This window comes from Citrobacter sp. CK194 (assembly GCF_030333395.1).
Lineage (GTDB): Bacteria > Pseudomonadota > Gammaproteobacteria > Enterobacterales > Enterobacteriaceae > Citrobacter_B > Citrobacter_B koseri.
Map to the genome: position 1 here is coordinate 415,269 of NZ_JAOWGA010000015.1, position 15,497 is coordinate 430,765.

The window sequence follows — 15,497 nt, forward strand, 5'->3', positions numbered from 1 at the left end:
AACAAAGATCTGGATCTTTTATTTATTACGATACTTCTAAGGATATGTATGAACGTTATTAAACTGGCCATCGGCTCAGGCATATTATTGCTCAGCTGCGGTGCTTACGCACAATCCATCAGTGAAAAAACAGGTACCGATAAAAAAGGAGCGGCAGAATTCAGCCCGCTCAACGTTTCTATCGGGAAGACGACCAGTGAGCAGGAGGCTCTTGAGAAAACAGGCGCGACCAGTTCCCGGACAACGGACAAAAACCTGCAATCACTCGACGCAACGCTGCGCAGCATGCCCGGTACTTATACCCAAATCGATCCAGGCCAAGGAGCAGTAAGTGTGAATATTCGCGGCATGAGCGGATTTGGCCGCGTAAACACTATGGTGGACGGTATCACCCAAAGTTTTTATGGCTCCTCAACCTCCGGTACCACTGCACATGGCTCAACCAACAATATGGCTGGCGTACTTATCGACCCTAATTTTCTGGTAGCAGTTGATGTTACGCGCGGCGACAGCAGTGGCCCGGCAGGAGTCAACGCCCTGGCCGGTAGTGCAAACATGCGTACTATTGGCGTTGACGATGTGATATTTAACGGTAATACATATGGCCTTCGTTCACGTTTCTCAGTCGGCAGCAATGGGCTTGGGCGCAGCGGAATGATCGCCGTCGGTGGAAAAACCGACGCTTTTACGGATACAGGCAGCGTTGGCGTTATGGCCGCTGTGAGCGGCAGTTCTGTTTACTCTAATTTCTCAAATGGCTCTGGAATTAACAGCAAAGAGTTTGGTTATGATAAATATATGAAGCAGAACCCCAAATCCCAACTGTATAAAATGGATATCAGACCAGACGAATTTAACAGCTTCGAACTTTCCGCTCGAACCTATGAAAATAAATTTACACGTCGTGATATAACCAGTGACGACTATTACATTAAATATCATTACACCCCTTTTTCTGAATTAATTGACTTTAACGTAACGGCCAGTACCAGCCGCGGTAATCAAAAGTATCGTGATGGCTCGCTGTATACTTTCTACAAAACCTCAGCGCAAAATCGTTCTGACGCGCTGGATATCAACAATACCAGCCGGTTCACTGTCGCGGACAATGACCTGGAGTTTATGCTGGGCAGCAAACTGATGCGTACCCGCTATGACCGGACCATTCACTCAGCGGCGGGCGACCCGAAAGCGAATCAGGAATCGATCGAGAACAATCCGTTCGCACCCTCCGGCCAGCAGGATATTTCAGCGCTGTATACCGGGCTGAAGGTTACGCGCGGCATCTGGGAGGCAGATTTCAATCTCAACTACACACGTAACAGGATCACAGGGTACAAGCCCGCCTGCGATTCACGCGTTATCTGCGTGCCACAGGGTAGCTACGATATTGACGATAAGGAGGGTGGCTTCAACCCTTCAGTTCAGCTTTCTGCTCAGGTAACACCATGGCTTCAGCCGTTCATTGGCTACAGCAAATCCATGCGCGCCCCGAACATCCAGGAGATGTTCTTCTCTAATTCAGGAGGCGCATCCATGAACCCATTCCTGAAGCCTGAACGTGCAGAAACCTGGCAGGCGGGTTTTAACATTGATACCAGAGATTTACTGGTCGAACAGGATGCCCTGCGCTTTAAGGCTCTGGCGTACCGCAGCAGGATCCAGAACTACATCTACAGCGAGTCTTATCTGGTTTGTTCTGGAGGTCGTAAATGCAGTATGGCTGAGGTGATTGGCAATGACTGGGAGGGCATGAGCGATGAATACAGCGACAATATGTACATCTACGTTAACTCGGCAAGCGACGTTATCGCAAAGGGCTTCGAACTGGAGATGGATTATGATGCAGGTTTTGCTTTTGGCCGACTCTCTTTCAGCCAGCAGCAAACAGACCAGCCAACCTCCATCGCCAGCACCTACTTTGGCGCAGGGGATATGACCGAACTGCCCAGAAAATACATGACGCTGGATACCGGTGTTCGCTTCTTCGATAACGCGTTGACCCTGGGCACTATCATAAAATACACAGGCAAAGCTCGTCGCCTGTCGCCTGATTTTGAGCAGGACGAACATACCGGCGCAATAATCAAACAGGATTTGCCGCAGATCCCAACGATTATCGATCTCTATGGTACTTACGAGTACAACCGCAATCTGACACTGAAACTTTCGGTACAAAACCTGATGAACAGAGATTATTCGGAGGCGCTGAATAAGCTCAACATGATGCCAGGTCTTGGTGACGAGACCCACCCAGCCAATTCCGCGCGTGGCAGAACATGGATATTTGGCGGGGACATTCGTTTCTGATGACAATTTCCGCCAGGTTCAGACAGTACGTTTTCTCTCTTATGTCAATTTTATTGCAGGAACGAAAAATGAATATTTTCACTTTATCCAAAGCACCGCTATACCTGTTAATTTCACTATTTTTACCCACGATGGCCATGGCTATCGATCCACCTGAACGCGAACTTTCGCGATTTGCCCTGAAAACGAATTACCTTCAGTCCCCTGACGAAGGCGTCTATGAACTGGCTTTTGATAATGCCAGTAAAAAGGTGTTTGCAGCAGTCACCGATCGTGTAAATCGTGAAGCCAATAAAGGCTATCTGTATTCGTTTAATTCAGATTCGCTGAAAGTCGAAAATAAATACACGATGCCATACCGGGCATTTTCGCTGGCGATAAATCAGGATAAACATCAGCTCTATATCGGACACACCCAGTCAGCGTCCCTGCGTATCAGTATGTTTGACACCTCAACCGGCAAACTGGTAAGAACCAGCGACAGGTTAAGTTTTAAAGCGGCAAACGCTGCAGATTCGCGTTTTGAGCATTTGCGCCATATGGTTTACAGCCAGGATTCCGATACCCTGTTTGTGAGTTATAGCAATATGCTGAAAACGGCCGAGGGCATGAAGCCTCTGCATAAGCTGTTAATGCTCGACGGGACGACGCTTGCCTTAAAAGGCGAGGTTAAGGATGCTTACAAAGGTACAGCGTATGGTCTGACGATGGATGAAAAAACACAGAAAATCTACGTTGGCGGAAGAGATTACATCAACGAAATTGATGCGAAAAATCAGACGCTGCTGCGTACCATCCCGTTGAAAGATCCGAGACCACAAATCACAAGTGTGCAGAATCTGGCGGTGGACTCCGCTTCTGACCGTGCCTTTGTGGTGGTATTCGACCATGACGATCGCTCCGGTACAAAAGATGGACTCTATATTTTTGACTTACGCGACGGTAAACAGCTTGGCTATGTGCACACAGGAGCCGGAGCTAACGCGGTGAAATACAATCCGAAATATAACGAACTGTATGTCACCAACTTCACCAGCGGCACCATCAGCGTAGTGGATGCCACCAAATACAGCATCACCCGTGAATTTAACATGCCGGTCTACCCAAACCAGATGGTGTTATCGGACGACATGGATACCCTTTACATTGGCATCAAAGAAGGCTTTAACCGCGACTGGGATCCAGATGTGTTTGTAGAAGGGGCTAAAGAACGCATTCTGAGCATTGATTTGAATAAGTCGTGATCGGACCGTTCCCCCGTCAAACTGGCCGGGGGAACGGCAAACCAGCGAAGTACTGTAGTCCGCCGCGTCAGTGGGTTCCCGGATGGCGGTTTCTCTTAATCCAGGCCAGCCACTTAATTCAGCACAAATTTCTCAATTGCGTATGCCACACCGTCTTCCAGGTTGGATTTGGTGACAAAATTAGCCACCTCTTTCACCGACGGAATCGCGTTGTCCATCGCCACACCCATGCCTGCATATTCGATCATCGCGATGTCGTTTTCCTGATCGCCAATCGCCATGATTTCTTCCGGCTTGATCCCCAGCGCATCAGCCAGCGATTTCACGCCAGTGCCTTTATTGACGCGTTTATCCAGGATTTCGAGGAAGTACGGCGCACTTTTTAACACGGTATATTTCTCTTTTACTTCCGCCGGAATACGCGCAATGGCCTGATCAAGGATGACAGGTTCATCAATCATCATCACTTTCAGGAACTGCGTTGCCGGGTCCATTTTCTCCGCTTCACAGAACACCAGCGGAATGGTGGCGACATAGGATTCATGTACGGTGTAGTAGCTGATATCACGGTTTGCGGTGTACAGCGTGTTGCGATCCAGCGCGTGGAAGTGTGAGCCGACTTCGCGGGACAACTTCTCCAGAAAGCGGTAATCGTCATAGCTCAGCGCCGTTTGCGCAACGGTACTGCCATCGCCCGCTTTCTGCACCAGCGCGCCATTGTAGGTGATGCAGTAGTCGCCGGGTTGTTCCATGTGAAGCTCTTTCAGATAGCTATGGACACCCGCATACGGACGGCCGGTGGTCAGCACCACGTTAACGCCACGGGCGCGCGCGGCGGCAATCGCCGTTTTTACCGCAGGTGAAATGGTGTGATCGGGCAGCAAAAGGGTGCCATCCATATCGATAGCAATGAGTTTGATAGCCATGAGTTCCCCGGATTAAATGAGTCCGTCCTCATGCTAACGCGATTCCGCTCAAAAAACAGCAACGAAAAGGGGGATAGAAAGGGGAACCGGGATTCCCCTTTTGCAGATCGGTTGTAGGCCGGATAAGGCCTAAGCCGCCATCCGGCAGCTTAGGCTGATGAACTGCCTGATGGCGCTTCGCTAATCAGGCCTATAAGCTGATTAGATATCGATGTTTGCCGCTTTCAGGGCGTTCTCTTCGATAAAGGCGCGACGCGGTTCAACGGCATCGCCCATCAGCGTAGTGAACAGCTGGTCGGCGGCAATCGCATCTTTCACGGTGACGCGCAGCATACGACGGCTTTCCGGGTCCATCGTGGTTTCCCACAGCTGATCCGGGTTCATCTCGCCCAGCCCTTTATAGCGCTGAATCGCCAGGCCACGACGGGACTCTTTCACCAGCCACTCCAGCGCCTGCTCGAAGCTCGCAACCGGCTGACGGCGCTCGCCACGTTCAATGAACGCATCGTCTTCGATCAGACCGCGCAGCTTCTCGCCGAGCGTGCAGATGCGACGGTATTCGCCGCCGGTAACAAACTCGTGATCCAGCGGATAGTCGGTATCCACGCCGTGAGTACGCACGCGAACAATCGGTTCGAACTGCTGCTGTTCGGCGTTCTCGCGAACGTCAAACTTCCACTGGCTGCCGTGCTGCTCTTTCTCGTTCAGCTCGGTAATCAGCGCGTTCACCCAACGGGTGACAGCCTGTTCGTTGCTAAGATCGGCTTCCGTCAGCGTCGGCTGATAAACCAGCTCTTTCAGCAGCGCTTTCGGGAAGCGACGCTCCATACGGCCAATCATTTTCTGCGTCGCGTTGTAATCAGAAACCAGTTTTTCTAACGCTTCGCCCGCCAGTGCCGGTGCGCTGGCATTGGTGTGCAGCGTTGCGCCATCCAGAGCGATGGAGATCTGGTACTGATCCATTGCCTCATCGTCTTTAATGTACTGTTCCTGCTTGCCTTTCTTCACTTTGTACAGCGGCGGCTGCGCAATGTAGACGTGACCACGCTCGACGATTTCCGGCATCTGACGATAGAAGAAGGTCAACAGCAGCGTACGGATGTGCGAGCCGTCGACGTCCGCATCGGTCATGATGATGATGCTGTGATAGCGCAGTTTATCCGGGTTGTACTCGTCACGACCGATGCCGCAGCCCAGTGCGGTGATCAGCGTCGCCACTTCCTGGGAAGAGAGCATCTTGTCGAAGCGCGCTTTCTCCACGTTGAGGATTTTACCCTTCAGCGGCAGAATCGCCTGGTTCTTGCGGTTACGACCCTGTTTAGCAGAGCCGCCCGCGGAGTCCCCTTCCACAAGGTACAGTTCAGACAGCGCCGGGTCACGTTCCTGACAATCCGCCAGTTTACCCGGCAGACCCGCCAGATCCAGCGCGCCTTTACGACGCGTCATTTCACGCGCACGACGCGCGGCTTCACGCGCACGCGCCGCATCGATAATTTTGCCGACCACGATTTTGGCGTCGGACGGGTTTTCCAGCAGGTATTCGCTCAGCAGCTCGTTCATCTGCTGTTCCACCGCCGATTTCACCTCGGAAGAGACCAGTTTATCTTTGGTCTGGGAGGAGAATTTCGGGTCCGGCACCTTCACGGAAACCACGGCAATCAGGCCTTCACGCGCATCGTCGCCGGTGGCGCTGACTTTGGCTTTCTTGCTGTAGCCTTCTTTATCCATATAGGCGTTCAGGGTACGGGTCATCGCCGCACGGAAGCCTGCAAGGTGCGTACCGCCGTCACGCTGCGGAATGTTGTTGGTAAAGCAGTAGATGTTTTCCTGGAAACCATCGTTCCACTGCAATGCCACTTCCACGCCGATACCGTCTTTTTCGGTGGAGAAGTAGAAGATATTCGGGTGAATCGGCGTTTTGTTCTTGTTGAGGTACTCAACAAACGCTTTGATGCCGCCTTCGTAGTGGAAATGGTCTTCTTTACCGTCGCGCTTGTCTTTCAGACGAATAGAGACGCCGGAGTTCAGGAAGGACAGCTCACGCAGACGCTTCGCCAGAATTTCGTATTCAAATTCGGTGACGTTGGTGAAGGTTTCCAGGCTCGGCCAGAAACGCACCATCGTACCGGTTTTGTCAGTTTCGCCGGTCACCGCCAGCGGCGCCTGCGGTACGCCATGCTCATAGATCTGACGGTGGATTTTGTTATCGCGCTGGATAACCAGTTCCAGTTTCTGGGACAGGGCGTTAACCACGGAAACACCCACGCCGTGCAGACCGCCGGACACTTTATAGGAGTTATCGTCGAATTTACCGCCCGCGTGCAGCACGGTCATGATCACTTCCGCAGCAGAAACGCCCTCTTCCGGGTGAATACCGGTCGGGATGCCACGCCCGTCATCCTGCACGGATACGGAGTTATCGGCATGAATGGTGACGATAATGTCTTTACAGTGACCCGCGAGCGCTTCGTCGATAGCGTTATCTACCACCTCGAATACCATGTGGTGCAGACCGGTGCCGTCATCCGTGTCGCCGATATACATACCCGGGCGCTTACGCACCGCATCCAGCCCTTTCAGGACTTTGATACTGGAGGAGTCATAAGAATTCGACATCAACGTTTCTCGCTCAATTTATCTTGGGTTAATCCGTTATTTTACCCTTTTCCACGGTGAACATCTTCGAATTTTTGTCCGACATGTCCAGAACGTGTTCAGCGCTGATTGCGCTGACAAAGACCTGTGATTGCGTCGCTTTCAAGCGGCTGGCCAGCAGCCCGCGACGCGCATCATCAAGTTCAGAGGCAAAATCATCTATCAGGTAGAGACACCGCCGCCCGCTTTCACGGGTGAGGAACTCCCCTTGCGCCAGTCGTAAAGCGCACATCAGCAGTTTAAGCTGCCCACGCGATAAGGTATCTTCCACCGGCGCACCGTCAGCACGAATGCGGAAATCCGCTTTGTGCGGGCCATGCGCGGTGTAGGTCAACATGCGATCGCGTTCGAAGCTCCGCTCCAGCACCTCGGCATAATCCGTCTCTTTTTCCCAACCGCGCTGAAAAGAGAAGGTGAGGGAGAACTCCGGTAGAAATTGCTGGCAGGTATCCGCCATATCCTGCGCAATACCAGCACTGTACTCAGCACGCCAGGTACTGATTTGTTCCGCGAGAGGAATCAACTCCTTATCCCACGGACGCAATTGTTCATAACGGCTTACCTGGCGCAGCGCCGCGTTGCGCTGCTTGAGCAACCGCTTCAGGTTGCTCCAGGCGGTAAAAAAACCGACTTCGTTGTGAAAGCATCCCCAGTCAAGGAACGCTCTTCTGTATTTGGGGCCGCCGTTGAGTAAAGTAAACCCCTCAGGGGTAATCAACTGCATCGGCATCAGGTGCGCCAGCTCCGCCACTTTGTGGCCGTCGGTGCCGTCGATGCGCACTTTGCTGTCGCCCAGCTTGTCTTTCGTCAGGCCGATAGCGGTTTCGCGCTCTTCCCCTTGCAAACGTCCGTGGAGGACAAACGACTCCTGCTCATGACGAATGACGCGGCCAATCTGCAAACTGCGAAACGCCCGGCCGTGGCCGAGCGTATAGATGGCCTCCAGCACGCTGGTTTTGCCGCTACCGTTTGCGCCAACCAGGAAGTTAAAGCCGGGGGATAAAGCGAGATCCGCATTTTCAATATTGCGAAAGTCGCGGATCAACAGGCGGGTGAGCGACATTACAGTCTCATTGGCATCACAACATACGCAGCACTTTGAGACGCCGCATCTTCAATCTGTACGCTGGAAACGGAGTCTGTCAGCAGAATACGCACGGTTTCACATTTCAGCGCGTTTAGCACATCGAGCACGTAGCTGACGTTAAAGCCGATCTCCATCTCAGTACCGCCGTAGGTGACGTCCAGAATCTCTTCCGCTTCTTCCTGTTCCGGGTTGTTGGCGGTGATTTTGAGTTGGTTTTCGCTCACATACAGGCGTACGCCACGGAATTTCTCGTTGGAGAGAATCGCCGCGCGGGCAAACGCCTGCTTGAGAATATCGCAACCCGCTTCCAGCGTTTTGTCCGGGTTCTTCGGCAATACGCGGCGATAATCCGGGAAACGACCATCAACCAGCTTGGACGTAAAGATAAAATCACCGACGTGGGCACGGATGTTGTTACTGCCGATCTGTACGCGCAGCGGGGTTTCGCCGCCGTCGAGCATACGCATCAGCTCAATCACGCCTTTACGCGGCACAATCACCGAATGGTTAGGCAGAGATTGCCCGACCGGCATAGAGCAGACCGCCAGACGGTGACCGTCGGTCGCGACGGTACGCAACTCTTCACCTTCAGTCTCAAACAGCATGCCGTTTAAGTAGTAACGCACGTCCTGATGCGCCATTGAGAACTGGGTGGCTTCAATCAGGCGCTTCATCGTTGCCTGCGGCAGGGTGAATTCGACTTCGCTCTGCCAGTCATCCAGATTAGGGAAATCGGCGGCAGGCAGCGTGGAAAGCGAGAAACGGCTACGCCCGGAGCGCACCAGCATCCGATCGCCTTCCAGCTGGACGGCAATTTCAGCCCCTTCCGGCAAGCCACGGCAGATATCAAAGAATTTCCGCGCCGGGACGGTAGTTGCGCCTGGTTCATGAGGTTGAATCAACGCAACGCGCGCCACCATTTCCATTTCAAGATCGGTGCCCGTCAGCGACAGCGTACCGTCAGCCACCTGCAACAGCAGGTTACCGAGAATGGGCAGCGTAGGACGACCGCCCAGCGGGCCACTGACCTGCTGAAGCGGTTTTAATAAATGTTCACGTTCAACGGTAAATTTCATAGCGTCACGAAGATAATGTTCTGATTAAGTTTGAGAAATCTTCTTTAATATCATGGCTTTCTTCACGCAGCTGCTCAATTTTACGGCAGGCATGAAGTACGGTAGTGTGGTCACGTCCACCAAACGCGTCGCCAATTTCCGGCAGACTGTGGTTGGTGAGCTCCTTTGCCAGCGCCATAGCCATCTGACGCGGGCGCGCTACCGAGCGAGATCGACGCTTGGAAAGCAGATCCGCGATTTTAATTTTGTAATACTCCGCCACCGTCTTCTGGATATTGTCGATGGTGACCAGCTTTTCCTGCAACGCCAGCAGATCGCGCAGCGCTTCACGCACAAAGTCGATAGTGATAGCGCGTCCGGTAAAGTTAGCGTTAGCGATCACGCGGTTCAGCGCCCCTTCCAGCTCACGCACGTTAGAGCGTAGTCGCTTGGCAATAAAGAACGCCACCTCACCAGGCAAACGAATATCATTTTCGTCCGCTTTTTTCATCAGGATCGCCACGCGGGTTTCCAGCTCAGGCGGTTCGATCGCCACCGTCAACCCCCAACCGAAGCGGGATTTCAGACGATCTTCAACGCCGTTGATCTCTTTTGGATAACGATCCGACGTCAAAATGATCTGCTGATTACCTTCTAACAGGGCGTTAAAGGTGTGGAAAAACTCTTCCTGGGATCGTTCTTTATTGGCGAAGAATTGAATGTCATCAATAAGCAGTGCGTCAACGGAACGGTAGTAGCGTTTAAACTCTTCGATCGCGTTGTTTTGCAAGGCTTTAACCATGTCCTGCACAAAGCGCTCGGAGTGCATATACACCACTTTCGCATTCGGTTTGCGCGCCATAATGCCGTTGCCCACCGCATGCAACAGGTGAGTTTTACCCAGACCGGTGCCGCCGTAGAGGAACAAGGGATTGTAGGCGCCGCCGGGGTTGTCCGCCACCTGACGCGCCGCCGCGCGCGCCAGTTGGTTGGATTTACCTTCGACGAAGTTATCAAACGTGTGTTTCACGTTAACGTTAGAGCGGTAGGTCGGTTCTGCCGGAGCCGGCACGTTATCCCAGCCCGGGCGCGCCGCGGCTGGCGCCGCACGCTGTGGCTGCGCCTGAGCGACCTGCGCAGGCGCAACAACATTGTTGACCGGCGTTTTGAGCGTTTGAGTGACGGGTTTCGTCCCGACCTCAAAACGCAGTTGTGGGGCATCCGCTCCGCAGAAATTATTCAGCAGTCCATTGATATTATTGAGGTACTTGTCTCTTACCCAATCGAGCACAAAACGGTTTGGCGCATACAAAGCCAGCGTGTTATCGCTCAGTTCCGCCTGCAACGGGCGTATCCACATACTGAATTCTGTGGCTGGTAACTCATCCTGCAATCGGGCAAGACACTGCTGCCAAAGCGAAAGTGACACGGCGGACTCCACTCGAACAAAAGTCGATAAATGACAAAGGCTGAAACATTCATGATTGTTGACGCACGTCGAAAAGACCCTGTGCATAAAAGGGTGACGTGCGAATTGCTATCTGCAATTTTACCCGATCAGGATCCGTTGAAACGATCAGGACCGCGGATCATAGCCTAAACTGAGCAAGAGATCTTCTGTTTCTCACAGATTCTTCCCGATTTATCCACAGGATGATCCAGAACCGGGTAAGTGTAAACGATCCAGGCGAAGTGCTGCACGATTTCGCGCGCATATTGAAAAAATTAATGAGTAAAGATGCCAGGCTGTGCCCTCAATTGCGCGTGGCGTCGACGCTGAGCCAGAAACGCGTAGTCAAGGCGGAAGGCGCTGGACATAGTGGGCCTATGTTCAAGCCTGACAACGCAGAGTACGCGTTTCTGGCACGCGTCCCGAAGGGCTGGGACTATTTTGGCCCATTGCCGCGTTGCTCTCCGCGCATTTGGGCCCCCAAACCCCACGGTTCGCGCCTTGCCCTGGGCCAAAATAATCGCCAGCGACGTTCACGATCAATTGAGGGCACAGCCTGATACTGCATAAACGATCTAATAAAGATCCCGTGCGATCCTTGCGCTTTGTTCGGCAGTCCGTATAATCCTCCACCCGTTGTACAATGCCCATCGTACGGCGTTAGCGCTGCTTGTTTTTCGCGCGAAAAGGTGCGGAAAAACGCAGGGTTTTAAGGAAAGAGAATTGACTCTGGAGTGTACAATTATTACAATCCGGCCTCTTTAATCACCCACGCTGAGGCGTAAGTCGTTCGATAATCGTTCGGGTATACGCAAAAGTCAGTGAATTTATTCAAGTTTAGGTAGAAATCGCCATGAAACGCACTTTTCAACCGTCTGTACTGAAGCGCAACCGTTCTCACGGCTTCCGTGCTCGTATGGCTACTAAAAATGGTCGTCAGGTTCTGGCACGTCGTCGTGCTAAAGGCCGCGCTCGTCTGACCGTTTCCAAGTAATAAAAGCTAACCCCTGAGTGGTTAAGCTCGCATTTCCCAGGGAGTTACGTTTGTTAACTCCCAGTCATTTCACATTTGTCTTCCAGCAGCCACAACGGGCTGGCACGCCGCAAATCACCATTCTCGGCCGCCTGAATTCGCTGGGGCATCCCCGCATCGGTCTAACCGTCGCCAAGAAAAACGTTCGACGCGCGCATGAACGCAATCGGATTAAACGTCTGACGCGTGAAAGCTTCCGTCTGCGTCAACATGAACTCCCTGCAATGGATTTCGTGGTGGTGGCGAAAAAAGGGGTTGCCGACCTCGATAACCGTGCTCTCTCGGAAGCGTTGGAAAAATTATGGCGCCGCCACTGTCGCCTGGCTCGCGGGTCCTGATAGCCCTTATACGGGTCTATCAACGCCTGATCAGTCCGCTGCTTGGGCCGCATTGCCGTTTCACGCCAACCTGCTCAAGCTACGGAATTGAGGCATTGCGCAGGTTTGGAGTGATAAAAGGCAGTTGGTTGACGGTGAAACGCGTATTAAAATGCCACCCTTTACACCCTGGTGGTGACGATCCCGTCCCGCCCGGACCATTTGATACCAGAGAACACTAACGATGGATTCGCAACGCAATCTTTTAGTCATCGCTTTGCTGTTCGTGTCTTTCATGATCTGGCAAGCCTGGGAGCAGGATAAAAATCCGCAGCCTCAGACCCAACAGACCACGCAGACAACGACCACCGCAGCGGGTAGCGCCGCCGACCAGGGCGTACCGGCCAGTGGCCAGGGGAAACTGATTACGGTTAAGACCGACGTGCTTGATCTGACCATCAACACCCGTGGCGGTGATGTTGAGCAGGCCTTGCTGCCAACTTACCCGAAAGAGTTGGGTTCTAAAGAACCGTTCCAGTTGCTGGAAACGACTCCGCAGTTTATCTACCAGGCGCAGAGCGGCCTGACCGGTCGTGACGGCCCGGATAACCCGGCTAACGGTCCGCGTCCGCTGTACAGCGTCGATAACGACACGTTTGTCCTCGCGGATGGCCAGAACGAACTGCATGTTCCGATGACCTGGACTGACGCCGCTGGCAACACCTTCACCAAAACGTTTGTCCTCAAACGCGGTGAATATGCGGTCAACGTCAACTACAGCGTGCAGAACGCCGGTGAGAAACCGCTGGAGATCTCCACCTTTGGTCAGTTGAAGCAATCCATCAATCTGCCGTCTCATCGCGACACCGGTAGCAGCAACTTTGCACTGCATACCTTCCGTGGCGCGGCGTACTCCACGCCGGATGAGAAGTACGAAAAATACAAATTCGACACCATTGCCGATAACGAAAACCTGAACGTCAGCTCCAACGGCGGTTGGGTCGCCATGTTGCAGCAGTACTTCGCAACGGCATGGATTCCACGTAACGACGGCACCAATAACTTCTATACCGCTAATCTGGGTAACGGCATTGCCGCTATCGGCTATAAATCTCAGCCGGTTCTGGTACAGCCGGGTCAGACTGGCGCCATGACCAGCACCCTGTGGGTTGGCCCGGAAATTCAGGATAAAATGGCGGCCGTTGCACCGCACCTGGATCTGACCGTTGATTACGGTTGGCTGTGGTTCATCTCTCAGCCGCTGTTCAAACTGCTGAAATGGATTCATAGCTTCCTGGGTAACTGGGGCTTCTCCATCATCGTTATCACCTTTATCGTTCGTGGCATCATGTACCCGCTGACAAAAGCGCAGTACACCTCCATGGCGAAGATGCGTATGCTACAGCCGAAGATTCAGGCTATGCGCGAGCGTCTGGGCGATGACAAACAGCGTCAGAGCCAGGAAATGATGGCCCTGTACAAAGCTGAGAAGGTTAACCCGCTGGGCGGCTGCTTCCCGCTGATCATCCAGATGCCTATCTTCCTGGCGTTGTACTACATGCTGATGGGCTCCATTGAACTGCGTCATGCGCCGTTCGCACTGTGGATCCATGACTTGTCCGCACAGGACCCGTACTACATCCTGCCGATCCTGATGGGCGTGACGATGTTCTTCATCCAGAAGATGTCTCCGACCACCGTGACCGACCCGATGCAGCAGAAGATCATGACCTTTATGCCGGTCATCTTCACGGTATTCTTCCTGTGGTTCCCGTCCGGTCTGGTGCTGTACTATATCGTCAGCAACCTGGTAACCATCATCCAGCAGCAGCTGATTTACCGTGGTCTGGAGAAACGTGGCCTGCATAGCCGCGAGAAGAAAAGCTCCTGATTCCATGTAAGCCGGGTAAGCGTAGCGCCACCCGGCAATCAGAACAGCGATGACAGGGCGGTCAATTGACCGCCTTTTTTATTAGCAAAAAAGAGAAGATCATGAGCCATAACGACACTATCGTCGCCCAGGCTACCCCACCGGGACGCGGTGGCGTCGGTATCCTGCGCATTTCCGGCCTCAAGGCGCGCGAGGTGGCCGAAGCCGTATTGGGCAAGCTACCAAAACCGCGTTACGCCGATTACCTGCCGTTTAAAGATGCCGATGGCACGGCGCTGGATCAGGGGATCGCGCTGTGGTTTCCCGGCCCGAACTCGTTCACTGGTGAAGATGTACTGGAACTGCAAGGGCATGGCGGCCCGGTCATTCTCGACCTGCTGTTAAAACGTATTCTGACGCTCCCCGGCCTGCGCATTGCCAGACCGGGCGAGTTTTCCGAGCGCGCGTTCCTCAATGACAAGCTCGACTTAGCCCAGGCAGAAGCGATTGCCGACCTGATCGACGCCAGTTCCGAGCAGGCGGCACGCTCGGCGCTGAACTCGCTACAGGGGGCATTTTCCGCGCGTGTGAATCATCTTGTGGAAGCACTCACTCACCTGCGCATCTATGTGGAAGCAGCCATTGACTTCCCGGACGAGGAGATCGACTTCCTCTCCGACGGCAAAATTGAAGCCCAGCTCAACGGCGTGATCGCCGATCTTGATGCGGTACGCGCCGAAGCGCGTCAGGGCAGCCTGCTGCGTGAAGGGATGAAGGTGGTCATTGCCGGACGCCCTAACGCCGGGAAATCGAGCCTGCTGAACGCCCTGGCGGGCCGTGAGGCCGCCATTGTCACCGATATCGCTGGCACCACCCGCGACGTGCTGCGCGAGCATATTCACATCGACGGAATGCCGCTGCACATCATCGATACCGCCGGTCTGCGCGATGCCAGCGATGAAGTGGAACGTATTGGGATTGAGCGCGCCTGGCAGGAGATAGAACAGGCCGACCGCGTGCTGTTTATGGTAGATGGCACAACCACCGATGCCGTTGATCCGGCGGAAATCTGGCCGGACTTTATCGCCCGTTTACCGGCGAAACTGCCGATCACCGTTGTGCGCAACAAAGCTGACATCACTGGCGAGACGCTGGGTATCAGCGAGGTGAATGGTCACTCACTTGTCCGTCTTTCCGCCCGTACCGGCGAAGGCGTGGACGTATTGCGTAACCATCTCAAACAAAGCATGGGCTTTGACACCAATATGGAAGGCGGCTTCCTTGCCCGCCGTCGCCATCTTCAGGCGCTGGCAGAAGCCGCAGAACATCTCCAGCAGGGCAAATCACAGCTGCTTGGCGCCTGGGCTGGCGAACTGCTGGCGGAGGAGCTGCGTCTGGCGCAGCAGGCGCTGAGTGAGATCACCGGCGAGTTTACCTCCGACGATCTGCTGGGCCGTATTTTCTCCAGCTTCTGTATTGGCAAGTGATGTTGTTTTGCCCGGTGGCGCTACGCTTACCGGGCCGACTAAATCTGTAGGCCGGATAAGGCA

At 53.6% G+C, this 15,497-nt stretch carries 13 protein-coding genes; 8 read left to right on the forward strand and 5 right to left on the reverse strand.

All coding sequences use genetic code 11. The features are described from left to right. Positions 1-48 precede the first annotated feature (48 nt). Positions 49-2,310 (forward strand): TonB-dependent receptor domain-containing protein, encoded by a 2,262-nt coding sequence (locus OGX80_RS07405; protein ID WP_115180938.1) that lies wholly within the window; start codon positions 49-51, stop codon positions 2,308-2,310. A gap of 68 nt (positions 2,311-2,378) precedes the next feature. Beyond that, complete coding sequence (gene senB / locus OGX80_RS07410; RefSeq protein WP_024130080.1) at positions 2,379-3,554, forward strand: enterotoxin production-related protein TieB; 1,176 nt, start codon at positions 2,379-2,381, stop codon at positions 3,552-3,554. Between the two features lie 113 nt (positions 3,555-3,667). Here senB and yidA read toward each other — a convergent pair whose 3' ends face one another. The 5 genes from yidA to dnaA form a co-directional block, all read right to left on the reverse strand. Continuing rightward, positions 3,668-4,480, reverse strand: coding sequence for a sugar-phosphatase (yidA, locus tag OGX80_RS07415; protein ID WP_012000803.1), 813 nt, complete (start codon positions 4,478-4,480; stop codon positions 3,668-3,670). A gap of 201 nt (positions 4,481-4,681) precedes the next feature. Continuing rightward, entirely contained in the window at positions 4,682-7,096 is a 2,415-nt protein-coding gene (gene gyrB, locus OGX80_RS07420) for a DNA topoisomerase (ATP-hydrolyzing) subunit B (protein ID WP_012000804.1), read from the reverse strand. A gap of 28 nt (positions 7,097-7,124) precedes the next feature. After that, positions 7,125-8,198 carry a DNA replication/repair protein RecF gene (recF, locus tag OGX80_RS07425; protein ID WP_012000805.1) on the reverse strand — a complete coding sequence of 358 codons (1,074 nt, stop codon included), beginning with the start codon at positions 8,196-8,198 and terminating at the stop codon, positions 7,125-7,127. Then, positions 8,198-9,298, reverse strand: coding sequence for a DNA polymerase III subunit beta (gene dnaN, locus OGX80_RS07430; RefSeq protein WP_012000806.1), 1,101 nt, complete (start codon positions 9,296-9,298; stop codon positions 8,198-8,200). Before dnaN ends, recF begins: the two co-directional genes overlap by 1 nt. Positions 9,299-9,302: 4 nt before the next feature. Further along, positions 9,303-10,706 carry a chromosomal replication initiator protein DnaA gene (gene dnaA, locus OGX80_RS07435; RefSeq protein WP_060815936.1) on the reverse strand — a complete coding sequence of 468 codons (1,404 nt, stop codon included), beginning with the start codon at positions 10,704-10,706 and terminating at the stop codon, positions 9,303-9,305. A 583-nt stretch (positions 10,707-11,289) separates the two neighbouring features. Between dnaA and OGX80_RS22395 the strand changes: the two genes are divergently transcribed. The 6 genes from OGX80_RS22395 (at position 11,290) to mnmE (ending at position 15,434) form a co-directional block, all read left to right on the forward strand. Continuing rightward, entirely contained in the window at positions 11,290-11,352 is a 63-nt protein-coding gene (locus tag OGX80_RS22395; protein ID WP_419951021.1) for a hypothetical protein, read from the forward strand. Positions 11,353-11,580: 228 nt separating this feature from the next. Next, a complete protein-coding gene (rpmH, locus tag OGX80_RS07440; protein WP_000831330.1) occupies positions 11,581-11,721 on the forward strand; it encodes a 50S ribosomal protein L34 in 141 nt (46 codons plus the stop codon). Positions 11,722-11,738: 17 nt separating this feature from the next. Continuing rightward, positions 11,739-12,098: a ribonuclease P protein component gene (rnpA, locus tag OGX80_RS07445; protein ID WP_012000809.1), complete on the forward strand. Its 360-nt coding sequence runs from the start codon at positions 11,739-11,741 to the stop codon at positions 12,096-12,098. Further along, positions 12,062-12,319 carry a membrane protein insertion efficiency factor YidD gene (yidD, locus tag OGX80_RS07450; RefSeq protein ID WP_001307474.1) on the forward strand — a complete coding sequence of 86 codons (258 nt, stop codon included), beginning with the start codon at positions 12,062-12,064 and terminating at the stop codon, positions 12,317-12,319. The genes rnpA and yidD overlap by 37 nt, the downstream gene beginning before the upstream one ends. 2 nt (positions 12,320-12,321) lie before the next feature. Further along, complete coding sequence (gene yidC, locus OGX80_RS07455) at positions 12,322-13,968, forward strand: membrane protein insertase YidC (RefSeq protein ID WP_012000810.1); 1,647 nt, start codon at positions 12,322-12,324, stop codon at positions 13,966-13,968. 101 nt (positions 13,969-14,069) lie between these two features. Further along, positions 14,070-15,434 carry a tRNA uridine-5-carboxymethylaminomethyl(34) synthesis GTPase MnmE gene (gene mnmE, locus OGX80_RS07460; protein WP_024130083.1) on the forward strand — a complete coding sequence of 455 codons (1,365 nt, stop codon included), beginning with the start codon at positions 14,070-14,072 and terminating at the stop codon, positions 15,432-15,434. Positions 15,435-15,497: the final 63 nt, after the last annotated feature.